This window comes from Pseudolysinimonas kribbensis, from assembly GCF_030161895.1.
In the GTDB taxonomy this organism is placed as follows: Bacteria; Actinomycetota; Actinomycetes; order Actinomycetales; family Microbacteriaceae; genus Pseudolysinimonas; species Pseudolysinimonas kribbensis.
The window spans coordinates 491,371-516,451 of record NZ_BSVB01000001.1; the positions used below are offsets into that span (position 1 = coordinate 491,371).

A 25,081-nucleotide genomic window follows, 5' to 3' on the forward strand; every position below is an offset into this window, starting at 1 on the left:
GTAGGCGGTCAGCCGTGTCCACGCCCGTGACGGGAGTCGAGTCCGAGGACGGCAATTCCGGGGACTTCGGAGCCAATGAGTGGCTCGTCGATGAGCTCTACGAGCGCTACCTGAAGGACCGGAACTCCGTCGACAAGAGCTGGTGGCCCGTGCTCGAGTCGTACCACCCGGTCGACCCGACGCCCACGCAGTCGATCACCCTCCCGCCGGCGGCAGGGCCGGAGGCTCCCGCACCGGAGGCGGAGCCCGCACCGGAGGCGGCGGCACCCGCAGCACCGGCACCGACGGAGGCGCCCGCATCCGCGGCGACCCCGGCGTCGCCCGTCGCCCGCACCACCTCGGCGCCGGCGCGCCCGCAGCCGATCCCGGCCGACGCGCCGCAGACCGGCGCGACCCCGGTCATCACCGACGAGACGACGGCCGATCAGGACACGGTGACCCCGCTGCGCGGCGTGGCCAAGTCCATCGCCGCCAACATGGACATCAGCCTCACCGTGCCGACCGCGACGAGCGTGCGCACGATCCCGGCCAAGCTGATGATCGACAACCGGATCGTCATCAACAACCACCTGCGGCGCGCCCGCGGCGGCAAGGTGTCGTTCACGCACCTCATCGCGTGGGCGATGGTGAAGACGCTGCGCGAGTTCCCGAGCCAGAACGTCTACTACGACGAGGTCGATGGCAAGCCCAGCGTCGTCGTGCCGGCGCACATCAACCTCGGCATCGCGATCGACCTCCCGAAGCCCGACGGCAGCCGCTCGCTGCTCGTGCCGGGCATCAAGCGCACCGACACGATGGCGTTCAACGAGTTCCTCACCGCCTACGAGGACGTCGTGGCGCGCGCCCGGCAGAACAAGCTGACGGCGGCCGACTTCCAGGGCGTCACGATCTCGCTCACCAACCCGGGCGGCATCGGCACGGAGCACTCGGTGCCGCGCCTCATGAAGGGCCAGGGCTGCATCATCGGCGCCGGCGCCCTCGAGTATCCGGCCGCCTTCCAGGGCTCCTCGCCCAAGACGCTCGTCGAGCTCGGCATCGGCAAGACGATCACGCTCACGAGCACGTACGACCACCGCGTCATCCAGGGCGCCGGGTCGGGCGAGTTCCTCAAGAAGGTGCACGAGCTGCTCATCGGCGAGCGCGGCTTCTACGAGGACATCTTCTCGGCGCTGCGGATCCCCTACGACCCGATCCACTGGGCCGAGGACATCAACGTCGACCTCTCGGAGCGGGTCGACAAGACCGCGCGGGTGCAGGAGCTCATCGGCGCGTTCCGCGAGCGCGGCCACCTCATGGCCGACATCGATCCGCTGGAGTACCGGCAGCGCACGCATCCGGACCTCGAGATCACCAGCCACGGACTGACGTTCTGGGACCTCGACCGCGAGTTCGTCGTCGGGGGCTTCGCGGGCAAGCGCTCGATGCTGCTGCGCGACATCCTCGGCGTGCTGCGCGACGCGTACTGCCGCACCGTGGGCGTCGAGTACATGCACATCGAGGATCCGGAGCAGCGCCGCTGGTTCCAGGAGCGCCTCGAGCAGAAGTACGAGAAGCCGACCAAGGAGGAGCAGCTGCGCATCCTCGGCAAGCTCAACGAGGCCGAGGCGTTCGAGACCTTCCTGCAGACCAAGTACGTCGGACAGAAGCGGTTCAGCCTCGAAGGCGGCGAGTCGTTCATCGCGGCGCTCGACGCCACGCTGCAGGCGGCGGCGCATGCGGGCCTCATCGAGTCGGTGATCGGGATGGCGCACCGCGGTCGCCTGAACACGCTGACGAACATCGCCGGCAAGACCTACGGCCAGGTGTTCCGCGAGTTCGAGGGCACGCAGGACCCGAAGACGGTCCAGGGCTCCGGCGACGTGAAGTACCACCTCGGCACCGAGGGCACCTTCACGGCGCTCGACGGGGCCCAGATCCCGGTGTACATCGCGGCCAACCCGTCGCACCTCGAGACCGTCGACCCGGTCATGGAGGGCATCGTCCGCGCCAAGCAGGACCGGCATCCCATCGGGTCCTTCAACGTGCTGCCGATCATGGTGCACGGCGACGCGGCGATGGCCGGCCAGGGCATCGTCTACGAGGTGTTCCAGATGTCGCAGCTGCGGGCGTACCGCACGGGCGGCACGGTGCACCTGAACATCAACAACCAGGTGGGCTTCACGACGCAGCCCGGCGACGGACGCACCTCGGTGTACTCGACCGATGTCGCCAAGGTCATCCAGGCTCCCGTCTTCCACGTGAACGGCGACGACCCGGAGGCCGTCGTGCGCGTGTGCGAGCTGGCCATCGAGTACCGCGAGCGCTTCCACCGCGACGTCGTCGTCGACCTCATCTGCTACCGCCGTCGCGGGCACAACGAGGGCGACGACCCGTCGATGACGCAGCCGCTCATGTACAACCTCATCGAGGCCAAGCGCTCCACCCGCACCCTCTACATGGAGGCGCTCGTCGGTCGCGGCGACATCACGCAGGAGGAGGCGGACCAGGCGCACCAGGACTTCCAGGAGCGGCTGGAGCGCGCCTTCGCCGAGACGCACGCGGCGCAGACCGGCGCGATCCCGGTCGTCTCCGCCGACGGCGGCTCGACGACCGACATCGAGCGCCCGGCCTCGCAGCAGGACGACTCCGCGGGCGAGCCGGCGACGACCGGGGTGGCCGACCAGGTCATCCGGATGATCGGCGACGCGTTCGCGAACGTGCCGGAGGGCTTCAGCGTCCACCCGAAGCTCAAGCAGCTGCTGCAGAAGCGGGTCGACATGAGCCGCGGCGGCTCGATCGACTGGGCCTTCGGCGAGCTGCTCGCGCTCGGCTCCGTGCTGCTCGAGGGCACGCCGGTGCGTTTCGCCGGTCAGGACACCCGGCGCGGCACATTCGTGCAGCGCCACGCGGTGCTGCACGACCGCATCAACGGTCAGGAGTGGCTGCCGCTGGCGAACCTGTCCGACCACCAGGCCCGCCTGTGGATCTACGACTCGCTGCTGAGCGAGTACGGCGCGATGGGCTTCGAGTACGGCTACTCGGTCGAGCGGGCCGACGCGCTCGTGCTGTGGGAGGCCCAGTACGGCGACTTCGCCGACGGTGCGCAGACCATCATCGACACCTTCGTCTCGAGCGCGGAGCAGAAGTGGGGCCAGCGCTCGTCGGTCGTGCTGCTGCTGCCGCACGGCAACGAGGGCCAGGGCCCCGACCACTCGTCGGCACGCATCGAGCGCTACCTGCAGCTCGCCGCCGAGGACAACATGACGATCGCCCGGCCGTCGACGCCGGCGTCGTACTTCCACCTGCTGCGCCGTCAGGCGTACGCCCGGCCGCGCCGCCCGCTCGTCGTCTTCACGCCGAAGTCGATGCTGCGTCTGCGCGGTGCGACGAGCGATGTCGCGGCGTTCACGAGCGGACGCTTCGAGCCCGTGCTCGACGACGCGCGCGTCGCCGACAGGAGCGGGATCAAGCGCGTCGTGCTGCACTCCGGGAAGCTGCACTACGACCTGCTGGCCGAGCTCGAGAAGTCGAGCGAGCAGCGGGTGGCGCTCGTGCGCCTCGAGCAGCTCGCGCCCGCGCCCGTCGATCAGCTGGCCGCGGTGCTCGCCGGGTACCCGGATGCCGAGGTGCTCTGGGTGCAGGAGGAGCCGGAGAACCAGGGCGCCTGGCCGTTCATCGCGCAGCAGCTCGTGCCGCACCTGGACCGTCCGCTCCGGGTCGTCGCCCGGGCGGCGTCGGCGGCGACGGCGGCCGGGTCGAGCAAGCGCAGCGCCGCGGAGCTCGGCGAGCTGCTCGCGACGGCGACGAGCCTCTGAGCCGCTAGCGGGTGCTGATCGCCGCGAGCACCGCGGCCTTGAGCTCCTCGGGGGCCGTCTCCTGGCAGGCGGAGCGCATCTTGAGGGTCAGCGTGAGCCCGACGAGGTGCTCGGCCGAGCAGTCCTCGCAGTTCTCGAGGTGGTCGGTCACGTCCTGGAAGTCCTGCTCGCTCAGCTCCGAGTGCAGGTACTCCTCCAGTTCTGCCTTGGCCTTCTCACAGCCGCAGTCGGTCATCTCTTGCTCCTGGTGGCGGGTTCGGGCACCGTGAACCCACGGTCCCGTGCATAGTCGGCGAGGCGCTCCCGCAGGAGCCGGCGGCCACGATGCAGCCGACTCATCACGGTACCGACGGGGGTCTTCATGATGTCGGCGATCTCCTGGTAGGCGAAGCCCTCGACATCCGCGAGGTACACCGCCAGCCGGAAGTCCTCCGGGATGGACTGCAGCGCGTCCTTCACGTCGCTGTCCGGCAGGTGATCGATCGCCTCGGCCTCGGCGGAGCGGGTCGACCGACCCTGCGTGATCGACTCCGCGGACCCGAGCTGCCAGTCCTCGAGGTCGTCGATCGCGTTCTGGTACGGGTTGCGCTGATTCTTGCGATACCCGTTGATGAACGTGTTGGTCAGGATGCGGTACATCCAGGCCTTGAGGTTCGTGCCCTGCTCGAACTGCCCGAAGGCCGCGTACGCCTTGACGTAGGTCTCCTGCACGAGGTCGCCGGCATCCGTGGGGTTGCGGGTCATGCGCATCGCAGCCGCGTACAGCTGATCCATGAAAGGGATCGCCTGCTCCTCGAAGAGCGCTCGCAGCTGCTCGGGCGGCAGATCCGACCGACGACGTCCGCGGCGGCGATCGAGGTCGTCGACGGCGTCGAGCTCGGATTCGACCACGGTGAGGTCGTTCTCGGACGTGTCCTTCGGCTCGTCGCTCATCGCCTGGAAGTCTATGCCGGAGGCGGTGGAGGGACGTTCGAGCACGCTCGTGGGCACGGGGCGCCGCTCCTCTCGTCTCCACCGGGCGATCCCCGGACGTTACTGTGGACAACCGATGGGCCTGATGAGGTATTCCGACCGCGAGGAGCTTCCTCTCGACGGCGTGCGCGCGCGGGAGACCGAGAAGACCGGGCCGGGCACGTGGAGCGCGCCGACGGCCGTTGGTCCGCTGGCCGCGCGGCTGAGCCTGCCGGGCTCCAAGAGCCTCACCAACCGGGAGCTCGTGCTCGCGGCGCTGGCGGACGCGCCGTCGGTGCTGCGCCGCCCCCTGCACTCCCGCGACACCGCGCTCATGGTCGAGGCGCTGCGCTCGCTCGGGGCCGGCATCCACGAGCAGCAGGGCGACGGCGCATTCGGAGCCGACCTGCGCATCGCGCCCGGCGAGCTCGGCGGCGGGATCTCGATCGACGCGGGTCTGGCCGGCACGGTCATGCGGTTCATCCCGCCGGTCGCGGCGCTCGCGCTCGGCCCGGTCGCGCTGGACGGCGACCCCGCGGCCCGTCGACGCCCGATGCGCGCGACGATCCAGGCGCTGCGCGACCTCGGCGTCGACGTCGCCGACGACGGCCGGGGCTCGCTCCCTTCACCGTGCACGGCACGGGCGAGGTCGAGGGCGGCGAGGTCGCGATCGACGCCTCGGCCTCGAGTCAGTTCGTGTCGGGGCTGCTGCTGGCCGCCCCGCGGTTCGTGCGCGGCCTCACCCTGCGGCACACCGGCGAGCGGCTGCCGAGCATGCCGCACATCCAGATGACGATCGCGACCCTCGCGGCGCGCGGCGTCGTCGTCGAGTCGCCGGAGCCCGGCGTCTGGGTGGTGCCGCCGGCCCCGATCCGCGCGCTCGACGTGACGATCGAGCCGGACCTCTCGAACGCCGCCCCTTCCTCGCCGCCGCGATCGTCGCGGGCGGCAGCGTGACGGTGACCGGATGGCCGGCCTCGACCACGCAGGTCGGCGATGCGCTGCTCGAGCTGCTCCCCCGCTACGGCGCGACCGTGACCCGCCACGGCGACGCGGTCACCGTCACGGGCGGCCCCGCGATCCCAGGCGTCGACCTCGACCTGTCGGAGGGCGGCGAGCTCGCCCCCACCTTCGCGGGCCTCGCGGCGCTCGCGACGGGGCCGGGCCGGATCACCGGGATCGCGCACCTGCGCGGGCATGAGACCGACCGGCTCGCGGCGCTCGCCTCCGAGCTCGGCGCGCTGGGCGCGTCCGTCACGGAGCTCGACGACGGCCTCGCGATCGAGCCCGCCCCGCTCCACGGCGGCGCGTGGCGCAGCCACGAGGACCACCGCATGGCGACCACGGGCGCGCTCGTCGGCCTCGCCGTGCCGGGCGTCGAGATCGACGACATCGGCGCGACCGCGAAGACGCTGCCCGAGTTCCCGGAGCTCTGGCGCCGGATGCTGCGACCGGCATCCGGCATCGACCCGCTGATCTGGCCCGGCGTGTGAGCCCCGGACGATGAGACGCCCATGAGCTGGCTCAGCGACGACGACGAGGACGACGACGAGTTCGGCTACGACGAGTCGGACGTGCGCATCCGGCCGAACCCGAAGGGCAGCCGCCCGCGCACCAAGACACGCCCCGAGCACGAGGACGCGGTCGACGGCCGCGTGCTCTCCGTGGACCGCGGCCGCTACACCGTGATGGTCGGCGAGGACACCCCGGCCGAGCACGTGCTCACGACGACCCGCGCGCGCGAGCTGCGCAACGACGCGATCGTCACGGGCGACCGCGTCGATGTCGTCGGCGACACCTCGGGTGACGAGGGGACGCTGGCGCGGATCGTCCGCATCCAGCCCCGCACGACGTTGCTGCGCCGCAGCGCCGACGACACCGACACGGTGGAGCGGGTGATCGTCGCCAACGCCGATCAGCTCATGATCGTCATCGCGGCGGCCGACCCGGAGCCGCGCGCCCGGCTCGTCGACCGCTACCTCGTCGCCGCATACGACGCGGGCATCGCCCCCTCATCGTCGTCACGAAGACGGACCTCGCAGACCCCGGCCCCTTCCTGGCCAACTTCGCGGCGCTCGACGTGCCGGTGCTCCGCAGCGCGCCGGGCGCGTGGCCGATCGACGCGCTCGCGCCCGTGCTCGCCGGGCACACGACGGTCGCCGTCGGCCACTCCGGCGTCGGCAAGTCGACCCTCGTCAACGCGCTCGTGCCCGGCACGGATCGCGCGGTCGGCGTCGTCAACGCGGTCACCGGGCGGGGGCGGCACACCTCGTCGTCGACGGTGTCGCTGCGGGTGCCGACGGGCGGCTGGATCATCGACACGCCCGGCGTGCGCTCCTTCGGCCTCGGGCACGTCGACATCGCCAACGTGCTGCGCGCCTTCACCGACCTCGCGGCGGTCACGGCGGAGTGCCCGCGCGGCTGCACGCACCGGGAGGATGCCCCGGACTGCGCCCTCGACGAGGCGGTCGCCGACGGGCGGCTGCGCGCGGACCGCGTCGACGACTTCCGGCGGCTGCTGGCCTCCGTCACCGCCTGAGCAGCACCATCGTCTCGGCGTGCGCCGTCTGCGGGAACATGTCGAACACCCGCCCGGCGACCGGTCGGTACGACGGCAGCGCCGCGAGGTCGCGCGCGAGCGTGACGGCGTTGCAGCTGGAGTAGACGATCGCCGGCGCACCCGACGCCTCGAGCCAGGCGTCGAGCCGCTCCCCCAGGCCGCGGCGGGGCGGGTTCACGACGACGAGATCCGGCCGATCGCCTTGCCGCTGGGCCCAGTCCGTCGCATCGGCGACGACGAACCCGGTGTCCGGCACGCCCGCCGCACGCGCGCCGGCGATCGCGGGCTCGGAGACCTCGACGCCCGTCACCCGGCGCCCCGGGGCGGCGAGGTGCAGTGCGAAGCCGCCGACGCCGCAGTAGAGGTCCCAGACCGACGACGGCGCGATCCCGTCCGCCCAGGCGCGTGCCTGGTCGTACAGCGCCTGCGCGATCGCCGTGTTGGTCTGGAAGAAGCCGCCGGGCGGCAGCAGCAGCGTGCCGGCATCCATCCGCATCGCCAGGGCTCCGACCTCGGTGAGCACGATCTCCTCGGAGCCCTCGGCGAGCGCCGCATGCTGCGGCAACAGGTTCACCGAGATCACGTCCGCCTGCGGGAGCGCCTCCCGCAGCCACGGCAGGTGCTTGCGGATGCGGGCGAGCGCCTCGGTGGATCGCAGGACGAAGCGCACCATGAGCCGCCCGTCGGGCGAGACGGTCACCTGCACGTGCTTGAGCTCGCCGCGCCGGGTCGGCACGTCGTACGGCGGGATGCCGGCCAGCCCGATGAAGTCGGCCAGCACCGGGAACGCCGCGTGCAGCTCCGGGGCGCAGATGCCGCACGCACGCAGGTCGACGCCGTGGCGGTGCTCGTCGAGGATCCCGAGGGTCGGCGCGGTCGTCGTGCCGCCGACGACCATCTTGGCCTTGTTGCGGAACCCCGACTCGGCGCCGGCGTGCGGCGCCGCCCAGGCGATCGACGGCCACGCGGCGAGCAGCTCGCGCACCCCCGCGTCCTTCGCGGCGAGCTGCTGCGGGTACGGCACGCCCATGAGGGTGCAGGAGCGGCACACCCCCGCGTCGAAGTAGTCGCACTGCACGAAAGACGACGATAACGGCGGCCCGCTAGCGTGGCCGGGTGACCGATTCCGCCGCCGGACCGAATCTGGCCGACGACCTGGCGCTCGCGCTCGCGATCGCCGCCGACGCCGACCTCATCGCGATCGACCGGTATCGCGCCCAGGACCTCGACGTCCGGTTCAAACCCGACCGCACCCAGGTGACCGACGCCGACCGCCGGATCGAGCGGCTCGTGCGTGAACGACTCGCGGCCGCGCGGCCCGACGACGCGATCCTCGGAGAGGAGCTCGGCGGCGACAGCGCGCCCGGCGCTCCCCGCCGGCAGTGGATCGTCGACCCGATCGACGGCACCTCCAACTTCGTGCGCGGCGTGCCCGACTGGGGCCTGCTGCTGGCGCTCGTGGTCGACGGCGTGCCGATGCTCGGCGTCGCGAGCGCCCCCGCCCTCGAGCGGCGCTGGTGGGCGGCGAGCGGCCACGGCGCGTGGGTGCGGGAGGCGAAGGGCGAGCCGCGGCGCATCCGGGTGAGCGGGATCGACGCCCTGGCGGAGGCATCCCTGTCGTACAACAGCCTCAAGGGGTGGGACGAGGCGGGCCGGCTCGACCAGCTCGTCGCGCTCGGCCGGGCCGTCGGCCGCACCCGCGCCTACGGCGACCTGTGGTCGTATCTGCTGGTGGCCGAGGGGGCGGTGGATGTCGCGGGCGAGTTCGACCTGAAGCCCTGGGACACGGCGGCACTCGTGCCGATCCTGCGCGAGGCGGGCGGCACGGCGACGACAGCGTCGGGAGGCGACGACGTGCTCACGGACGGCAGTCTCCTGGTGAGCAATGGTCTGCTGCACGCCGCAGTGCTGCGCCTCATCGCGCCGTGAGGAACCCCCAGTATGCTCGGCGCATGATGCGGCGACCGCCCCTGCGCGCGGGACGGCGCGCCGCCCTGCTGGCGGCGTCTCTCGCGGTCGCGGCGCTCGGGATCGCCCTCGCCGGCTGCACGGCGACCGCCGGTCCGACCCACACCCCCACCGCCACCTCGACGCCGAGCGGCGGCAAGGCGAGCGCCTTCGCCATCAAGGTGGGCGACTGCCTCGACGACGCCGACATCCAGGGCACGACGACGACCGCCCCGATCGTGCCGTGCGACGGTCCGCACGACTCCGAGGCGTATGCGCGGTTCCTGCTCACCGACGCCGGGTACCCCGGCGAGGACAAGGTGAAGAGCGAGGCCGACGCCGGCTGCTCCGGTACGGCGTTCGCGAATTTCGTGGGCATCGCGAGCGCCGATTCGACGCTGCCGTACTCCTACTACTTCCCGACCGCCGACAGCTGGTCGACCGGCGACCGCGAGGTCATGTGCACGATCTACCAGGTCGACGGCGCCGGCAAGCCGATCACGACGACCGGCACGCTCAAGAACGCCGCGCGCTGACGCCGGCGGAGCCGAGCAGGAGCAGCAGCAGGAAGCGCATCGGCTCGAACGCCTCCACGCCGTGGCGCAGTCCGCTCTCGACGTGCAGGAGCCCGCCGGCGGGCAGCTCCACCCGCGTGCCGCGGACCTGCACCGCCCCGCGGCCCTCGATCACGTGGATGAGGAGGGGCGCCTGCGCCGAGTGGTCGCGCATGACGGCGCCGGTGTCCATCGCGACGCCGACGATCGCGACGTCGTCGCTCTTGAACAGCCGCCGGGAGCGCACGCCGCCGGCGTCGATCGGCAGGGCGCGTCGCAGCGTCGCCTGATCCGCGACGATCAGCTCGTGGATGGGGAACGCGGCCAGCGAGATCACGAATAAAACCTAGCACCGTGCTTTTTATCGGTACGCTGACGGTGTGCGCGACCTCGCGGATCGATCGGACGTCGAGGAGCTGGTCTCCGGCTTCTACCGGACCGCGTTCGCCGACGCGCTCATCGGCCCGATCTTCACCGAGATCGCCCGGATGGACCTCGAGCGCCACCTCCCGATCATGTGCGACTTCTGGGAGACGGTGCTGTTCGGCACGGGCGCGTACCGTCGCAACGCGCTCCAGGCGCACGTCGACCTCAACGCCCTGTCCCCCTGACGGCGACGCACTTCGGCCGCTGGCTCGCGCTGTGGTCGGCGGCGGTCGATGCGCGCTTCCGCGGGCCCGTCGCCGACCGGGCGCTCCTGCAGGCGGAGCGCATCGCCGGCTCGATGCAGCGTCGGCTCGCGGGCCGTTCCGGCAGCGCGTATGAGGCGCTCTCCCGCCGTGACGCCCGGACCGAACCGGTGCCGAGCAGAGCAGAGCCGGCGGGCGGATCCGCGGTGTTAGGTTCGACCGGATGACCGGCCGGAGCGACAGCTACCACGCCGCAATGGCGTCGCCCTCGCGGCGCTCCGTGCTCGACGTGCTGCTCGCCTCGGCCGATCCCCTGGATGCCGCGGCTGTCTCCGAGCGGGTGGGGCTGCATCTGACGACGACGCGGTTCCATCTCGACCAGCTCGTGGATGCCGGCCTCGCCCGGCGCCGGTCGAGCGTCGAGGGCCGCCGGGGCCGCCCCCGGATGCTGTATGCGCCCGCCGGCGCGCCGCGCGATCGGGATGCCCGCGAGCAGCTCATCCGGGTGCTCTCGGGGGCGCTCGGCGACCAGGCCGACGAGGAGTCGCTGCGCGCCGGGCGGCGCTGGGCGACCGCGTTCGACCCGCCGCGCCCCGACGACCCGGTGCCGGGCCTGGTGGAGGTGCTCGACCGTCTCGGCTTCGATCCCGAACCGGATGCCGCCGTCGACCCCGTCATCCGGCTGCCGTCGTGTCCGTTCCGGGAGGCCGCTCGCGATCATCCCGACGTGGTCTGCGCGGTGCACCGCGGCCTCATCGACCGGCTCATGGAGGGCACGACGCGCGACGCGCGGCTGCTGCCCTTCGTCGAGCCGCAGCTCTGCCTGATCACGGTCGGGCCGGCCGCGGCCGGTTAGGCGGGCGTGGCCGGCGCCCCCAACGCGATCACGCCGAGCGCGAGCAGCACGATCACCTTGGCGCCTTCGAGTGCGATGTACCCGAGGTGAAGACGATGCCGGGGCCGGCCGTCGGAGATCCGTCCGCCCAGCACCCTGGCATCCATGCGCCGCCGCAGCACGCCGGCCTGGACGACCAGGATGACCGCCGCGGCGACGGCCAGCACGAGCCGAGGCCACGCCGCCGGCGGCCAGGGCACGACGCTCGTCACGAGCACCGCGAGCGCGAGCACCGCCTCCACGAGGTTGAGCACACGGAAGACCAGGCGGCCGATCCCGACCCCCAGCTCGGTCGTGATGCCGGGCGCCCGGAACTTCAGCGGCGCCTCCAGGAATGAGATCGCGAGCACCATCCCGAGCCAGCCGAAGACCACCGCGACCTGGATCGCCCCGGCCACACCCATACGTCACGTCCTCTGGATAAAAACGGCTACAGTCATTTTTATCACCGAAAGGCGGGCGGCATGACCTACGTGATCGCGGAACCCTGCGTCGATGTCATGGATCGCGCCTGCGTCGACGAATGCCCGGTCGACTGCATCTACGAGGGCGGCCGGTCGCTCTACATCCATCCCGACGAGTGCATCGACTGCGGCGCCTGCGAGCCCGTCTGCCCGGTCGAGGCGATCTTCTACGAGGACGACCTCCCGGATCGCTGGGCCGACTACCGGGTCGACAACGCCGTCTTCTTCACGGATGTCCTGCCGGGACAGGAGACCGCGCTCGGCTCCCCGGGCGGGGCGTCGAAGGTCGGCCCCCTCGGCGTCGACGCGCCGCTGGTCGCGGGGCGCCCGATCACCCCAGCGGCGCCGGAGTCCTCGCCGGCTCCTCCTCCGGTGCCAGGGCAGGATCCTCCTCGCTGAAATCCATCGTCGGCGGCCGGCGGGTGAAGAACCGCGTGAGGCCGAGCAGATAGATCAGGCCGACGACGACCCACGGGATGCCGATCCAGAAGGCGAGCGGCGCCAGGCTGGTCCACAGCCACGCGGTCATCGCGAATCCGATGATCGGCAGCACCAGGAACAGCCAGATCGCCCGGCCTCCCCGCTGCCGACGGTCGATCAGGAAGTGCTTGATCACGCTCAGGTTCACGAACGAGAACGCCATGAGGGCACCGAAGTTGATCATCTGGAACACCCAGTCCAGCGGCACGACGAGCGCGAGCAGTCCGAGGGCCGCGAGGATCAGGATCGTGATCCACGGCGTGCGGAAACGCGCCGAGACGCGGGCGAACACCGTGCGCGGCAGCATCCGGTCGCGTCCCATCGCGTAGAGGATGCGCGCGACGCTCGCCTGCGACGCCATGGCCGATGCGAAGCTGCCGGCCACGAACGCGGCCGTGAACAGACCGGAGAGCACGGCGCCGCCGACCCGCACCATGAGGTCGATCGAGGCGGTGTCATCGCTCAGGTGCTTGTAGTCGGGGAAGACCAGGCCGGCCACCCAGGCGGCGAGCGTGAAGATCAGACCGCCGATGAGCGTCGTCAGGATGATCGCGCGCGGGATCGAGCGCTTGGGCTCCTTGGCCTCCTCGCTCAGGGTCGACACCGCGTCGAATCCGAGGAAGGCCAGTGCGAGGATCGCGGCGCCGGCCGCGAGGTGCGGCACGTCCGCCGTCGCCGACCAGAACGGGTCGAGCAGCCCCGCGCCCCGCTGGTCTCCCGCGTACGACGCGAGCCCGGCGATGACGAACACGGCGACGAACAGGATCTGCGCGCCGACGAGGGCGAGGTTCACGCTCGTGACGATGGTGATGCCGATCAGGTTGAGCACCGTGACCACCACGATCGATCCGACGATCCATGCCCACTGGGGCACGGCCGGCACCACGGCGGAGAGGTACTGCCCGATCAGGATGTAGCTCAGCATCGGCAGCAGCAGATAGTCGAGCAGCAGCGCCCATCCGACGAGGAACCCGAGGTGCGAGCCGAACGCACCGCGCGTGTAGGTGTAGGCGGATCCGGCGACCGGATAGGCGCGCACGAGCTGGGCGTAGCTCGACGCCGTCGCGAGCATCGCGATCGTCGTCACGATGTACGAGCCGGCGAGATGGCCGTTGGTCGCGGCGGTCGCATAGCCGAAGCTCGTGAACACGGCCAGGGGCAGCATGTAGGCCAGGCCGAACACGAGGATGCGGCCCGTATTGAGCTTGCGGCTGAGGCGGATCGGGGCGTCGGCGGTGACGGTCACGGTGCGGCCTTTCGAGAGAACCAATGTGGTGCCGTCAAGGTACAGCATTGGTACACCGTTGGTATATAGCGGCTTTCCCGGCGGCGGGGTAGCGTCCGATCCGTGGATGCGATGACCGAATCCGAGATCGAGGCCCGTCGGTCCGCCCTGGATGCCCGCAACGCCCCGTGGACCCCGCGGACGCTCGCCGGGCAGCTCGACCACGTGGCCGATCGCCACCCCGACCGGCCGTACATCGTCGTGGGCGACCGCTCCCTCACCTACCGCGAGGTCGCCGAGCGCTCCCGCATCGTGGCCGCCGGCCTGCTGTCGCTCGGGCTGCGGCGCGGCGACCGGGTCGCGCTGCTCGTCGACAACCGCATCGAGTACCCGGAGATCAAGTTCGGCATCGCCCGGGCGGGCGCCGTCGCGGTACCCTCAACTACTCGTACAAGGCCGACGAGATCGGCGAGCGGCTCCGCCAGAGCGGTGCGTCGATCGTGATCGCCGTGGACGCCTCCGCCGCGACCGACTTCCTCGACGCCTTCGACCGGCTCGCACCCGGATGGGAGTCCGGGGTCGCCTCGACCACGATCCCCGACGTCCGGCACGTCGTCCTGGTGCGGGCCCACCCGGGCCGAGACGCTCTCGACCTCGGCCGGCTCGGCGACGGCGGCATCGCGCGCGACGAGGTGGATCGCCGGCTCGCCGAGATCGATCCGGATGACGTGTGCGACATCGTCTTCACGTCCGGCACGACGGGCCACGCCCTCGGCGCCGAGCTCACGCACGACATGGTGCTGCGCAGCGCCTACGGCTCCGCCTACCACCGCGCGTTCGCCGACGGCTGGCGGATCAGCTTCGCGCTGCCGCTCTACCACGTGTTCGGATACGTCGAGGGCATGCTCTCGGTGCTGTTCGTCGCCGGGGCGATCGCTCCGCTGCGCGTGTTCAACCCCAAGACCGTGCTCGAGGTCATCGAGCGCGAGCGCATCAACGAGGTGCTGTTCGTGCCCACGATGACGGTCGCCGTCGTGGACCACGCCGTGAAGGATCCGCACGACCTCAGCAGCCTCGAGTCGGTGTTCTCGGCGGCGGCCCCCGCGCCGGTCTGGCTGTGGGAGCGCGTGCTGTCCGATCTCGCCCCGCGCATGGTCTTCACGGGGTACGGGCAGACCGAGGTCTCGGCGGCGACCGCCCTGACGCTCCCGGGCGACGACATCGCGACCGTCTCGGCAGCGGTCGGCACCACGAAGCTCGGCGGCATCGCGACGGAGGGATCGGACCTGCCCGACGGTCGTCTGGCCGAGTACCGCACGGTCGATCCGTTCAGCGGCGAGGTGCTGCCGGCCGGCGAGACCGGGGAGCTCTCCGTGCGCGGCCCGCAGGTCACGCGCGGCTACTACGGCGATCCGGAGCGCACCGCGTACTCCGTCGACGCGGACGGCTGGCTGCGCACCGGCGACCTCGGTCACATCGACGAGCGCGGCTACCTGCGACTCGACGGCCGCAGCAGCGAGCTGTTCAAGGTCGGCGGCGAGCTCGTGGCTCCGCTCGAGGTGGAGCAGGCCCTCACCGGCATGGCCGGGGTCAGCCAGGCGTTCGTGGCGGGCATCCCGGATGAACGCTTCGGCGAGGTCGGCTGGGCCTGGGTGGTGCCGACCGAGGACGCCGAGCTCGACGAGCACGAGCTGCTGCGCGAGCTCCGCGGGCACCTCGCGCGGTTCAAGGTGCCGCGCGGCATCACCGTCACGGATGCCGCCTCACTGCCGGTGACGACGACCGGGAAGGTGCAGAAGTACCTGCTGGTGCGATCCCTGTCGCCGACCGGGTAGCGACGACGACTGACGGCGATCAGGAGCGCTGGTCGTGCTCCAGCCGGCGGATGCGGGCGTCGAGATAGTCGCGCTCCGGCGTCGAGCGCGTCCCGCGCGCGGCGGCGCGGTACTCGGCGATCGCCTCGCCGTCGTGGCCGTTCCGCTCGAGCAGATGAGCCCGCACCGCCGCCGCGCGCTGCGCATCCACGGGGCGGCCGCTCGCGAGGAGGCGGTCGACGCTCGCGAGGCCGGCATCCGGTCCGTGCACCATCGCCTCGGCCACGGCAGCGTTGAGGGTGACGACGGGATTGTTCGTCCGCCGCTCCAGCAGCCGGTACAGGACGAGGATCTGCTCCCAGTCGGTGGCCTCGGTGCTCGGCGCCTCGTCGTGGAGCGCGGCGATCGCCGCCTGCAGCGCGTACGGTCCCGCTCCACCGCCCGGGAGCGTCTCCTCGAGCAGCGCGACGCCCTCGTCGATGAGCCGCCGATCCCAGAGGGACCGGTTCTGCTCGTCCAGAGGGACCAGACGTCCGGCCGACGTGGTCCGCGCCGGCCGGCGCGCGTCGGTGAGCAGCAGGAGGGCGAGCATCCCGGAGACCTCGCCGTTCTCTGGGACCGCCGCGTGAAGCATGCGCGCGAGGTGGATGGCTTCGTCGGTGAGGTCGACGTCATGAATGCTGTCGCCGGCCGTGACCGTGTGGCCCTCCGTGAACATCACGTAGACCACGGCGAGCACGGCCTCGAGCCGGTCATTCGCTCCGAAAGGCGCCGGGAACGCCGCGCCGAGCTCACGGATGCGGGCCTTCGCGCGGCTGATCCGCTGCGCGACCGTGGCCTCCGGCAGGAGGTAGGCGTGGGCGATCTGCGCCGTTGTGAGGCCGGCCACCGCGCGCAAGGTCAGCGTGATCTGTGCGGACACGGTGAGCGCCGGGTGGCAGCACAGCTGCAGCACCTGCACGCTGTCGTCGGCATGCGAGACCGGTGCGTCGGCGAGCGGGTGGAGCAGGCCCGCCTCGCTGCGCTCCCGCTCCCGGCGGCTGCTCTCGCTGCGGATCTGATCGATCAGACGGCGCCGGGCGGCCGTGACGAGCCACGCCCGCGGATCGGACGGCCGCCCGGACGCCGGCCACTGCTGCACCGCCGCGATGAGGGACTCCTGCACCGCGTCCTCGCAGATGTCGAACTGACTCGCGCCGTAGCGGCGGAGCAGAGCGGCGAGGACCTGCGGCGCAAGCGAGCGCAGCAGGTCCTCGAGCGGCTCGGGTGTCACATGTCCGCCCCGGCGGAGAACATGACGGGACGGATCTCCAGGGCGAGCCCGGCGATGCCCGCGTCGGGGATCTGCAGTGCGAGCTCGACGGCGCGCTCCTTCGACTCGACGTCGACGAGGTAGTAGCCGCCCATGAACTCCTTCGACTCGGCGAACGGGCCGTCGACCACCTCCGGCGCGCCGCCCGTGCCCCGGACGACCGTCGACTGGCTCGGGTCGCCGAGCGCGTTGGTGCTCAGGAACTCGCCCGACTCGGTGATCGCGGCCATGAACCGCTGGTGGCCCTCGCCGATCGCGGCCGACTGCTCCTCGCTCAGCGCGGCGAGCACATCCGGATCGACCTGCATGAGGATGACGTACTTCATGATGGTTCCCTTCGTCAGTTCCGCCCCGCGATCGCGGCGGTCGCCGACAGGTCGGAGCCGAGCGCCGATTCTCGACACCCGGCGGAAAGCACGAAGCCGCCCAGGGGGCGGCTTCGGCTTCACACGACGCGCGACACGACCGAGGGTGGAGATGGGGGAATTGAACCCCCGTCCATCGCTGTGATTCTGCGCCTTCTCCGGGCGCAGTCCGTGGAGACGTTCTGCTCGGCTCCGACCTTTGTCACGAACACCTAGGTCGACGAGCCCAGTCTCAGTTCACGTCCCGCGAATCCCTGAGACGCAGATTCGCAGCAAGTCCTCTAGATGACGCCAGGATCCGGGTCGAGGACGAGCCCGGGCTGACGGACGTTATATGCCGGGCTGCTTACGCAGCGAGGGCAACGTCGGTGCGCTTGAGATTGGCACCTGTTGTTTGCAGAGATCGTTAACGAGATAACCCTGCATCCTCGGCCCGCTTCTCGCAGTTTCGCAGGCGATGTCGAAACCGATCATCCCCATGAGGCAGGCCGTGTCGCGCGCTGTGGAGTTGTGAACACGCGGTCGCCCGCGCAGCCTCCCAGTCTACGCCCCCAGCGCCTGCACCGCCCAGTCGAGCACGGTGCCGATGCCGAGCAGGCCCCGGCTGGCACACAGGTCGGCGCGGGGCGGGCGAAGCGCCGACGAGAATGGGGGAATGAGCTCTCGACGTCATTCGATCGCGGTCATCGCCGGCGACGGCATCGGGCAGGAGGTGGTGCCCGCCGCCTTGCAGACCCTTCGGCTGGTCGCCGAGCGCCACGACTTCGCTCTCGACGAGCGCGAATACGACTGGGGGTCGGATCACTACCGCGCTCACGGCCGGATGATGCCGGTCGACGGGATCGAGCAGCTCGCCCGGCACGACGCGATCTTCTTCGGGGCGGTCGGCGCGCCCGACATCCCGGACGTCGAGACGCTCTGGGGGCTGCTGATCCCGATGCGGCGCGAATTCGACCAGTACATCAACCTGCGTCCGGTGCGGACCCTGCCGGGCATCCCGGCGAGGGTGGTCGGCGGCGATGACATCGACCTCGTCATCGTGCGCGAGAACGTCGAGGGCGAGTACTCGTCGGTCGGCGGCCGCCTCTACCCGGGCACGCCGTACGCCGCGGCCGTGCAGGAGGCGTTCTTCAGCCACCGCGGCGTCACGCGGGCCGCCGAGTACGCCGCCACCCTCGCCGAGAGCCGCCGCCGCCGCGTGACCTCGGCGACCAAGTCGAACGGCATCATCCACACCATGCCGTTCTGGGACGAGGTCGTCGCGGAAGTCATGCAGCGGCATCCGGATGTCACGCTCGAGAAGGTGCTCATCGACGCGCTCGCGGCCAAGCTCGTGCTCGCGCCGGCCTCGTTCGACGTGATCGTGGCGTCGAACCTGTTCGGCGACATCCTCTCGGATCTCGCGGGCGCGCTGGCCGGATCGATCGGCGTCGCGCCCAGCGCCAACCTCAACCCCGAGCGCCGCCATCCGTCGATGTTCGAGCCGGTGCACGGCTCGGCGCCCGACATCGCCGGCCAGGGACTCGCCGACCCCATCGGCCAGCTCTGGGCGGGCGCGATGATGCTCGAGCACCTCGGCGAGCAGGCGGCGGCCGACGAGGTCGTCGCGGCGTTCGAGGGATGCCTGCGTGATGGGATCGCGACGCCGGACATCGGGGGACGGCCTCCACGACGGAGTTCGCGGACGCGGTGGCGGCGCGGTTCGGGGAGCTGGGCTGAGCGCTCTCCCTCCCTCCCCACCTGGCCGGGCCGCATCTTCTCCACAGAATGAGCGTTCCAGCTTTCGAAGGTGTGTTCGATTTGGACAATGGATGCATGTCGGCCCCGGATCTCTTGACCGCGATGCGCAGCGCGCTCGGGCTGGTCGAGGGCGCGCCGACCTCGGCGTGGCCACAGACGTCAGATGCCGACCTCAGAGAGCTGATTGCGGCCACCGCTCGGCTCCAGTCGGCAGTGCAGCGTCACGCCGCGCTCGGCGCCGGCGAAGTCGCCCGCCGCTCACGACCTGAGCTCGGGCTCACCGGCTTCGCCCAGCGCGCCGGCCACCGCACGGTGGAGGAGTTCCTGAAGGCGGAGACCGGGGTCACCGGCCGCGATGCGGCGACGAATGTGCGGGTCGGGCTGCTCGACGGCGTCCTCGGGGATGCATTGCGCAGCGGTCGGGTGGCCGTCCCCGCCGCCGACGCGATCCGGGCCGGTCTGGGATTTCCGGGCGACCTCCCGGCAGACGTGCTGGACCAGGCGGCCGCTCGGCTCTGCGACGAGGCCACCTCGCTGGACCCTGACCGGCTGCAACGTCGTGCGCGGGAGCTCCGCGATGAGCTCGACGAGGCCGGGATCGGCGACCGCGAGAAGGCGCGACGCGGCGCACGATCGCTGCGGCTCGTGAAGCAGCCCGACGGCATGACCCGGATCGCGTGGCTGCTCGATCCGGAGTCCGCGGCGATCGTGACGAGCGTCTACGATCGCGCGACCTCACCGCGCCGCGGCGGTCCCCGCTTCGTCGATCCGGCGGCGCGCGAGCGGGCGACGCGACTCGCCGACGACGACCGCAGCACCGAGCAGCTCGCCTCCGACGCCTTCACCGAGCTGTTGCGCCAAGCCGGATCGATCGACCAGCAGGTCCTGCTCGGGGGCGAGGAGCCCGCGGTGCGCGTCCTGGTCTCGGGCGACGCTCTGACCACGGGGCATGGGCACGGCGTCCTGGAGGGCGGAGAGACCGTGGCGCTGCCCACCGTGCGGCGCCTGGCGTGCGCGGGTGGCGTCGTCCCGATCATCCTCGACGGCGCCGGCCGGGTGCTCGACCTCGGTCGCAAGAACCGGCTGTTCAGCCGTGCCCAGCGCCGCGCCCTCTCAGTGCGCGACGGCGGGTGCATGTGGCCCGGCTGCGATCGGCCGCCTTCCTGGACGGAGGCCCATCACATCCGGCGATGGGCCGACGGCGGGCGCACCGACCTCGCCGACGGCATCAGCCTGTGTCGCCACCATCATCTGCGATTGCACGACGAGGGATGGAGCATCACCCGCAGAGCGGGACGGTACTGGCTGAACCCGCCGCCGGGCTCTGGCAGGACCGGCGCGATGCTCGAGACGAAGTCGCGCGCCGTTCGGGAGTTTCTCGCCGCCGGGTGAGGCGAGCGCTACTCCCCAGATGCGCGCGCGACGACATCGCGCGCTCCGCCTCGCGGCGGTCCTGGCGCTCTCGCAGCGCCTGGCGCTTGTCGTACTCGCGCTTGCCCTTCGCGACCGCGATCTCGACCTTCGCCCGGCCGTCGCTGAAGTAGATCTGCAGCGGCACGAGCGTGTAGCCGCCCTGGGCGGTCTTCTGGCTGATCTTGATGATCTGCTGCTTGTGCAGCAGCAGCTTGCGCTTGCGGCGGGGGTGTGGTTGGTCCAGGTGCCCTCGGTGTACTCCGGGATGTGCACCGAATCCAGCCACGCCTCGCCACCGTCGATGAACGCGTAGCCGTCCACGAGCGACGCGCGGCCCTGCCGCAGCGACTTCACCTCGGTGCCGGTGAGCACGATGCCGGCCTCGTAGGTGTCCTCGATGAGGTAGTCGTGGCGCGCGCGACGATTCGTCGCGACCACGCCGTTGCCGCGATCCTTCTTCGCCATGACTGCACCTCCTCGACGATGGGCGAGCCCACCATCCTAGCCCGAGGCGCGGCTAGACCTTGAGGTAGCGACGGATCGCGACGGAGGCCGAGAATGCCGCGAGCAGCGCCCCGACCACGATCAGGATCGGCGCGACCAGCAGCGCGTCGCCGAGTCCGACGCTGATGGTGAAGCCCGGGATGGCCGGCGCGAGGTACCCCTGCACGAAGAACTGCACGATCGCGATCACGGCCCCCGCGGCGAGCACCGCGCCGATGAGCGCCGCGAGCACCCTCCAGGATGAACGGCGTCTGGATGAAGCGGTTCGACGCCCCGACCAGGCGCATGATGCCCAGCTCCCGCCGGCGCGAGAACGCGCTCAACCGGATCGTCGTCGAGATGAGCAGGACGGCGGCGACGAGCATGAGGGCGGCGATCCCGATCGCGGTCAGACTGCCCGCGTTCATGATCGCGAAGATCGGTTCGAGCAGAGATCGCTGGTCCGCGACGGACTCCACCCCCGGCATCCCCTTGATCTGGTCGATCACCACCTCGGACTGATCCGGGTCCTTCAGATTGATGCGATAGGTCTCGGGCAGCAGGTCCGGTGTCGCGAGTTGGGCGGCCGGCATCCCCTTGAACTGCTGCTGGAAGTTGTCGTACTCCTGCTTGTGCGTCTGGAAGTACGCGTGCTTGATGTACGGCTTGAGCGTCGGGCCGGTCAGCTGCGCGCCGACCGCGTCGATCTGGTCCTTGCTGGCCTCGGTGAGAGCGCACTTGGCCGCCTGGTCGACGTCGGTGCAGAAGTACACGGTCACCTGCGCGCGGTCGTACCAGTACCCCTTGGTCTGGGCGATCTGGAACTGCAGCAGGATCGCGGCGCCGAAGAAGGTCAGCGAGATGAACGTGACGAGGATGACGGAGACCACCATCGAGAGGTTGCGGCGGAATCCGCTGCCGACCTCACCCAGGACGAGCCCGAGCCTCATGCGCTGCGCTCCCGCTCGGCCGCGAGCGGATCCACGAGGGGCGGCGGGGCGGCATCCGGCTCGGGCTGCTGCGGCCGGCGGACCGGCATCGCCGCCTGCTGAACGGCAGGAGCAGGTCGAGTCGCCGGGGGTGCCGGCGTCTGCGGGGCGGGGTCAGGCTCTGCGGGTCGAGGAGCGACCGGCGCAGCCGGACGCGTCTCGGAACCCTCAGAGGACCGATCCGGAGACGCGACGCGCTCCGCCACCGGCTCGGGTGCGAGCGCCGCCGGCGCGGCGGCCGCCACCCCGCTGTCGACCTCGGCATCCACCGCGACGGTCGGCATGAGACCGGTCGCCGCCGACGGTCCGCGCGGACCGAGGCTCTCCGCGAGCGCGAACTCCTGCACCGGCACGGCCTGGGTCTGGTATCCGCCGGCGCGCTCGTCGCGCACGATGTGCCCGCTCACGAGCTCGATGACGCGGCGCTTCATCTGATCGACGATCGACGAGTCGTGCGTGGCCATCAGCACGGTGGTGCCGTTCGCGTTGATCGTCGCGAGCAGCGTCATGATGCCCATGCTCGTCGCGGGGTCGAGGTTGCCCGTCGGCTCATCCGCGAGCAGGATCGCCGGCTTGTTGACGATCGCACGGGCGATCGCGACGCGCTGCTGCTCACCGCCGGAGAGCTCGTGCGGGAAGCGGGTCTGCTTGCCGGCGAGGCCCACCATCTTGAGCACGTCGGGCACGGCCTCCTGGATGAAGCCCCGGCTCTTGCCGATCACCTGCAGCGTGAAGGCCACGTTGTCGAACACCGTCTTGGTGGGCAGCAGGCGGAAATCCTGGAACACGACGCCGAGATTGCGCCGGAAGTAGGGCACCTTGCGGTTCGGCAGCGTGTTCAGCTGCTGTCCGAGCACGTGGATCTGTCCGCGCGTGGGCCGTTCCTCCTTCAGCACGAGGCGGAGGAAGCTGGACTTCCCGGATCCCGACGCGCCGACCAGGAAGACGAATTCCCCTTCAACACCTCGAGGGTCACCCCGTCGAGGGCCGGCCGCGACGTCCCGGCGTAGGTCTTGGTGACCTGATCGAAACGAATCATGGCGCCGCCAGGCTGGGCACCCGAGCGCGGCGCACAGGGTTGCGACACTCGGCGGGTCGGTTCTTGCAGGATTAGCGTGAGCGCATGCCTTCTGCCGCCGCTGGAACCTGGTCCCCCGCCGAGCTGACCGAGATCGACACCGAGGACGAGCTGCGCATCGCCTCGCGCCGCGTCGACGGATCCCTGCGACGCGAGGTGATCATCTGGATGGTGCGGGTCGGCGACGACATGTTCGTGCGCGCCGCGCACGGCCCCGAGACGGGCTGGAACCGGCGCGCGCACGAAGCCGGCGCCGGCCACGTCCGGATCGGCACGGCGGTGGATCGCGATGTGCTGTTCGAGCCGGCCGACCCGGCGCTCGCGGGTGCGGTCTCGGATGCGTTCGAGGCCAAGTACGACGGCCGGCATCCGCGGGAGGACGTCGACCCGGTCGTCTCGGCCGAGTCGCTGCCGACGACGCTGCGCATCGTGCCGGCGTGACCGGACCGTCGCATCCCGCGATCGATCTGCTGCGGGTCGCCCGCGACGTCGAGCTCGCGGTCGCCCGCGTGCTCGAGCCGCACGGCCTGACGCTGCGCAAGTACGGCATCCTGCGCGACCTCGGCGAGGTGCCCGGGCTGTCCACGAGCGAACTGGCGCGCCGGCAGCGGACCACCGTCGACGACCTGCGCGTGCTGCTGCGTTCGCTGACGGACGCCGGCCTCGTCAAGCAGGCGGCCTCCGGCTCCGGGCACGAACCCCTCATCGCGCTCTCCGCGGCCGGATCGAGGGCGCTGACGAGCGTGGACACCGGCCTCTCGACCCTCGACGCGGAGCTGTTCGCCGGTCCCGAGCGGTCCGAACTCGCCGCCGCGGTCATCGCGGTGGTCAGCGAGCCGGTGCGCGCACCGCAGGACTGACGCCGCGCGTCGGGCGCGTCGCCTACGGTGGGCGCATGACGACCTGGAGCCAGTCGCAGCTGACGACGCTGCACGACGTGCAGGAGATCCGGATCACGCCCGCCGACGAGAGCTCGCCGGGCCGCCTCATCTGGGTGCTCGAGACGGGCGGACGGGTGTTCGTGCGCTCGTGGAAGGGCCCGGACAAGGCCTGGTACCGCGACACGCTCGCCTGCGGCGGGGCTCACGTCTCCGGACAGGACATCGAGATCGAGGCGGACGTCACCGCCGTGCGCTCGACCGACGCCGACGACGCGGTCGACGCGGAGTTCCTGCGCAAGTACGGCGACCCGTACGCGATCGAGATGACGCAGTCACCGGCCCGCGAGACGACGCTGGAGCTGCTGCCGCTCGATTCCCGGCTCTAGTCGACCTCGCGCTTGCGCCACCGGATGCCGGCGGAGATGAACCCGTCGAGCTCGCCGTCGAAGACGACCGCCGGGTTGCCGACCTCGTAGCCGGTGCGGAGGTCCTTGACGAGCTGCTGCCCGTACAGGAAGTAGGACCGCATCTGGTCGCCCCAGCTCGCGGTGATCGTGCCCGCGAGCTCCTTCTTCTTGGCCGCCTCCTCCTCGCGCTGCAGCAGCATGAGGCGGGTCTGGAGCACGCGCATCGCGACCGCGCGGTTCTGGATCTGCGACTTCTCGTTCTGCATCGACACGACGATCCCGGTCGGGATGTGCGTGATGCGCACCGCCGAGTCGGTCGTGTTCACGCTCTGCCCCCAGGGCCGGACGAGCGGAAGACGTCGACGCGGATATCGCCCTCCGGCACCTCGACCTCCTGCGCCTCCTCCATCACCGGGATCACCTCGACCGCGGCGAAGCTCGTCTGGCGCTTGTCGGCGGAGCCGAAGGGACTGATGCGCGCGAGGCGGTGCGTCCCGGCCTCGACGCTCAGGGTGCCGAAGGCGTAGGGCGCGTCGATCTCGAACGTCGCCGACTTGATGCCCGCGCCCTCGGCGTACGAGGTGTCGAGCACCTTGACCGGGTACTTGTGCTTCTCCGCCCAGCGCAGGTACATGCGCATGAGCATCTCGGCGAAGTCGGTGGCGTCGTCGCCGCCGGCGCCGGAGCGGATCGTGACGACGGCGCCGCGCTCGTCGTACTCGCCGTCGAGAAGGGTCTGGATCTCGAGGTCGCCGATCGTCTGCTCCAGGGACGCGAGCTCCTGCTTGGCCTCGGTCGCGCTGTCCTCGTCCTCGGCCTCGTTCGCGAGCTGCACGAGCACCTCGAGGTCGTCGAGCCGACGCTCGACCGACATGATGCGGGCGAGCTCGGACTGCCGATGGCTCAGCGCGCTCGTGACCTTCTGCGCGTTCTCCGGGTCGTCCCAGAGATCCGGGGCGCCGGCCTGCTCGTTGAGCTCCGCGATCTGCCGTTCGAGCCTGTCGACGCCGACGACCGCGCGGATGTCGGAGAAGGTCTGGCGCAGGGCGCCGATCCGGTCGCTGAGGTCGAGCTCGATCATGGCGGGGTCAACCCTACCG

General features: G+C 71.1%; 22 protein-coding genes, 1 other RNA gene and 5 pseudogenes. 15 read left to right on the top strand and 13 right to left on the bottom strand.

Annotated elements, in window-relative coordinates; genetic code table 11:
* The first annotated feature begins 14 nt into the window (after nt 1-14).
* Entirely contained in the window at nt 15-3,794 is a 3,780-nt protein-coding gene (locus QQK35_RS02750) for a multifunctional oxoglutarate decarboxylase/oxoglutarate dehydrogenase thiamine pyrophosphate-binding subunit/dihydrolipoyllysine-residue succinyltransferase subunit (protein ID WP_284252690.1), read from the top strand.
* 4 nt (nt 3,795-3,798) lie between these two features.
* On the opposite strand, the gene QQK35_RS02755 is transcribed toward QQK35_RS02750, so the two are convergent.
* Together QQK35_RS02755 and QQK35_RS02760 are read right to left on the bottom strand one after the other, a co-directional pair.
* On the bottom strand, nt 3,799-4,029 hold the full coding sequence (locus QQK35_RS02755) for an anti-sigma factor family protein (RefSeq protein ID WP_284252692.1): 231 nt from the start codon (nt 4,027-4,029) through the stop codon (nt 3,799-3,801).
* Nucleotides 4,026-4,784: a sigma-70 family RNA polymerase sigma factor gene (locus tag QQK35_RS02760; protein WP_284252694.1), complete on the bottom strand. Its 759-nt coding sequence runs from the start codon at nt 4,782-4,784 to the stop codon at nt 4,026-4,028. Before QQK35_RS02760 ends, QQK35_RS02755 begins: the two co-directional genes overlap by 4 nt.
* A gap of 58 nt (nt 4,785-4,842) precedes the next feature.
* Between QQK35_RS02760 and aroA the strand changes: the two are divergent.
* Nucleotides 4,843-6,238, top strand: a pseudogene (gene aroA / locus QQK35_RS02765) (3-phosphoshikimate 1-carboxyvinyltransferase).
* 21 nt (nt 6,239-6,259) lie between these two features.
* Nucleotides 6,260-7,284: pseudogene (rsgA, locus tag QQK35_RS02770) on the top strand (ribosome small subunit-dependent GTPase A).
* Here rsgA and rlmC read toward each other — a convergent pair.
* The gene (rlmC, locus tag QQK35_RS02775; RefSeq protein WP_284252697.1) at nt 7,274-8,383 is read right to left on the bottom strand and encodes a 23S rRNA (uracil(747)-C(5))-methyltransferase RlmC; all 1,110 of its coding nucleotides are present in this window, start codon (nt 8,381-8,383) and stop codon (nt 7,274-7,276) included. The pseudogene rsgA and the gene rlmC sit on opposite strands and share 11 nt — an antisense overlap.
* Nucleotides 8,384-8,421: 38 nt before the next feature.
* Here rlmC and QQK35_RS02780 point away from each other — a divergent pair, with 38 nt between their 5' ends.
* Together QQK35_RS02780 and QQK35_RS02785 are read left to right on the top strand one after the other, a co-directional pair.
* Nucleotides 8,422-9,234 carry an inositol monophosphatase family protein gene (locus QQK35_RS02780; protein WP_284252700.1) on the top strand — a complete coding sequence of 271 codons (813 nt, stop codon included), beginning with the start codon at nt 8,422-8,424 and terminating at the stop codon, nt 9,232-9,234.
* A gap of 23 nt (nt 9,235-9,257) precedes the next feature.
* On the top strand, nt 9,258-9,788 hold the full coding sequence (locus QQK35_RS02785; RefSeq protein ID WP_284252702.1) for a septum formation family protein: 531 nt from the start codon (nt 9,258-9,260) through the stop codon (nt 9,786-9,788).
* On the opposite strand, the gene QQK35_RS02790 is transcribed toward QQK35_RS02785, so the two are convergent.
* Nucleotides 9,769-10,143, bottom strand: coding sequence for a cupin domain-containing protein (locus QQK35_RS02790; protein ID WP_284252703.1), 375 nt, complete (start codon nt 10,141-10,143; stop codon nt 9,769-9,771). The genes QQK35_RS02785 and QQK35_RS02790 overlap by 20 nt on opposite strands.
* Nucleotides 10,144-10,186: 43 nt before the next feature.
* Here QQK35_RS02790 and QQK35_RS02795 point away from each other — a divergent pair, with 43 nt between their 5' ends.
* On the top strand, nt 10,187-10,417 hold the full coding sequence (locus tag QQK35_RS02795; protein WP_284252705.1) for a group III truncated hemoglobin: 231 nt from the start codon (nt 10,187-10,189) through the stop codon (nt 10,415-10,417).
* A gap of 241 nt (nt 10,418-10,658) precedes the next feature.
* The gene (locus QQK35_RS02800) at nt 10,659-11,291 is read left to right on the top strand and encodes a helix-turn-helix transcriptional regulator (protein ID WP_284252707.1); all 633 of its coding nucleotides are present in this window, start codon (nt 10,659-10,661) and stop codon (nt 11,289-11,291) included.
* On the opposite strand, the gene QQK35_RS02805 is transcribed toward QQK35_RS02800, so the two are convergent.
* A complete protein-coding gene (locus QQK35_RS02805; protein WP_284252709.1) occupies nt 11,288-11,728 on the bottom strand; it encodes a hypothetical protein in 441 nt (146 codons plus the stop codon). The genes QQK35_RS02800 and QQK35_RS02805 overlap by 4 nt on opposite strands.
* A gap of 66 nt (nt 11,729-11,794) precedes the next feature.
* Here QQK35_RS02805 and fdxA point away from each other — a divergent pair, with 66 nt between their 5' ends.
* Nucleotides 11,795-12,193, top strand: coding sequence for a ferredoxin (gene fdxA, locus QQK35_RS02810; protein ID WP_284252711.1), 399 nt, complete (start codon nt 11,795-11,797; stop codon nt 12,191-12,193).
* On the opposite strand, the gene QQK35_RS02815 is transcribed toward fdxA, so the two are convergent.
* Nucleotides 12,126-13,520, bottom strand: a complete 1,395-nt coding sequence (locus QQK35_RS02815; protein ID WP_284252713.1) for an APC family permease — start codon at nt 13,518-13,520, stop codon at nt 12,126-12,128. The two genes, fdxA and QQK35_RS02815, sit on opposite strands and share 68 nt — an antisense overlap.
* Nucleotides 13,521-13,631: 111 nt before the next feature.
* Here QQK35_RS02815 and QQK35_RS02820 point away from each other — a divergent pair.
* Nucleotides 13,632-14,845: pseudogene (locus tag QQK35_RS02820) on the top strand (AMP-binding protein); the annotation flags it as partial.
* Between the two features lie 213 nt (nt 14,846-15,058).
* Nucleotides 15,059-15,334, top strand: coding sequence for an AMP-binding enzyme (locus QQK35_RS02825; RefSeq protein ID WP_284255579.1), 276 nt, complete (start codon nt 15,059-15,061; stop codon nt 15,332-15,334).
* 19 nt (nt 15,335-15,353) lie between these two features.
* Here the strand turns inward: QQK35_RS02825 and QQK35_RS02830 are convergent, their stop codons facing one another.
* The 3 genes from QQK35_RS02830 to ssrA form a co-directional block, all read right to left on the bottom strand.
* Nucleotides 15,354-16,586 (bottom strand): RNA polymerase sigma factor, encoded by a 1,233-nt coding sequence (locus QQK35_RS02830; RefSeq protein WP_284252715.1) that lies wholly within the window; start codon nt 16,584-16,586, stop codon nt 15,354-15,356.
* Nucleotides 16,583-16,951: a YciI family protein gene (locus QQK35_RS02835; protein ID WP_284252717.1), complete on the bottom strand. Its 369-nt coding sequence runs from the start codon at nt 16,949-16,951 to the stop codon at nt 16,583-16,585. The genes QQK35_RS02830 and QQK35_RS02835 overlap by 4 nt, the downstream gene beginning before the upstream one ends.
* 143 nt (nt 16,952-17,094) lie before the next feature.
* Nucleotides 17,095-17,468, bottom strand: a transfer-messenger RNA (tmRNA) gene (gene ssrA, locus QQK35_RS02840).
* Between the two features lie 177 nt (nt 17,469-17,645).
* Between ssrA and QQK35_RS02845 the strand changes: the two genes are divergently transcribed.
* Together QQK35_RS02845 and QQK35_RS02850 are read left to right on the top strand one after the other, a co-directional pair.
* On the top strand, nt 17,646-18,761 hold the full coding sequence (locus QQK35_RS02845; protein ID WP_348534873.1) for a tartrate dehydrogenase: 1,116 nt from the start codon (nt 17,646-17,648) through the stop codon (nt 18,759-18,761).
* 44 nt (nt 18,762-18,805) lie between these two features.
* Nucleotides 18,806-20,122, top strand: coding sequence for an HNH endonuclease signature motif containing protein (locus tag QQK35_RS02850; protein WP_284252719.1), 1,317 nt, complete (start codon nt 18,806-18,808; stop codon nt 20,120-20,122).
* Between the two features lie 13 nt (nt 20,123-20,135).
* On the opposite strand, the pseudogene smpB reads toward QQK35_RS02850, so the two are convergent.
* From smpB to QQK35_RS02865, 3 genes and pseudogenes are all read right to left on the bottom strand, one after another.
* Nucleotides 20,136-20,608, bottom strand: a pseudogene (smpB, locus tag QQK35_RS02855) (SsrA-binding protein SmpB); the annotation flags it as partial.
* 52 nt (nt 20,609-20,660) lie between these two features.
* Nucleotides 20,661-21,576: pseudogene (ftsX, locus tag QQK35_RS02860) on the bottom strand (permease-like cell division protein FtsX).
* Nucleotides 21,573-22,835 carry a cell division ATP-binding protein FtsE gene (locus QQK35_RS02865; RefSeq protein ID WP_348534990.1) on the bottom strand — a complete coding sequence of 421 codons (1,263 nt, stop codon included), beginning with the start codon at nt 22,833-22,835 and terminating at the stop codon, nt 21,573-21,575. The pseudogene ftsX and the gene QQK35_RS02865 overlap by 4 nt, the downstream one beginning before the upstream one ends.
* On the opposite strand from QQK35_RS02865, the gene QQK35_RS02870 reads away from it, so the two are divergent.
* From QQK35_RS02870 to QQK35_RS02880, 3 genes are read left to right on the top strand one after another with little or no spacing between them, the layout of a single operon-like run.
* A complete protein-coding gene (locus QQK35_RS02870; RefSeq protein ID WP_284252721.1) occupies nt 22,739-23,134 on the top strand; it encodes a DUF2255 family protein in 396 nt (131 codons plus the stop codon). The two genes, QQK35_RS02865 and QQK35_RS02870, sit on opposite strands and share 97 nt — an antisense overlap.
* Nucleotides 23,131-23,553, top strand: a complete 423-nt coding sequence (locus tag QQK35_RS02875) for a MarR family winged helix-turn-helix transcriptional regulator (protein WP_284252723.1) — start codon at nt 23,131-23,133, stop codon at nt 23,551-23,553. Before QQK35_RS02870 ends, QQK35_RS02875 begins: the two co-directional genes overlap by 4 nt.
* Nucleotides 23,554-23,588: 35 nt before the next feature.
* Nucleotides 23,589-23,960 carry a DUF2255 family protein gene (locus QQK35_RS02880; protein WP_284252725.1) on the top strand — a complete coding sequence of 124 codons (372 nt, stop codon included), beginning with the start codon at nt 23,589-23,591 and terminating at the stop codon, nt 23,958-23,960.
* On the opposite strand, the gene prfB is transcribed toward QQK35_RS02880, so the two are convergent.
* Nucleotides 23,957-25,062 (bottom strand): peptide chain release factor 2 gene (gene prfB, locus QQK35_RS02885; protein ID WP_284252726.1). Its coding sequence is split into 2 segments (ribosomal slippage): nt 23,957-24,312 and nt 24,312-25,062, totalling 1,107 coding nucleotides; the frame shifts between segments, so codons are not numbered across the junction. The genes QQK35_RS02880 and prfB overlap by 4 nt on opposite strands.
* Between the last annotated feature and the right edge of the window lie 19 nt (nt 25,063-25,081).

Bases quoted from the DNA above. Each gene is read 5' to 3' on its own strand.
- QQK35_RS02755 (WP_284252692.1), bottom strand. From the start codon at position 4,029: ATGACCGACTGCGGCTGTGAGAAGGCCAAGGCAGAACTGGAGGAGTAC.
- QQK35_RS02785 (WP_284252702.1), top strand. From the start codon at position 9,258: ATGATGCGGCGACCGCCCCTGCGCGCGGGACGGCGCGCCGCCCTGCTG.
- QQK35_RS02800 (WP_284252707.1), top strand. From the start codon at position 10,659: ATGACCGGCCGGAGCGACAGCTACCACGCCGCAATGGCGTCGCCCTCG.
- fdxA (WP_284252711.1), top strand. From the start codon at position 11,795: ATGACCTACGTGATCGCGGAACCCTGCGTCGATGTCATGGATCGCGCC.
- QQK35_RS02835 (WP_284252717.1), bottom strand. From the start codon at position 16,951: ATGAAGTACGTCATCCTCATGCAGGTCGATCCGGATGTGCTCGCCGCG.
- QQK35_RS02845 (WP_348534873.1), top strand. From the start codon at position 17,646: ATGAGCTCTCGACGTCATTCGATCGCGGTCATCGCCGGCGACGGCATC.
- QQK35_RS02850 (WP_284252719.1), top strand. From the start codon at position 18,806: ATGTCGGCCCCGGATCTCTTGACCGCGATGCGCAGCGCGCTCGGGCTG.
- QQK35_RS02870 (WP_284252721.1), top strand. From the start codon at position 22,739: ATGCCTTCTGCCGCCGCTGGAACCTGGTCCCCCGCCGAGCTGACCGAG.
- QQK35_RS02880 (WP_284252725.1), top strand. From the start codon at position 23,589: ATGACGACCTGGAGCCAGTCGCAGCTGACGACGCTGCACGACGTGCAG.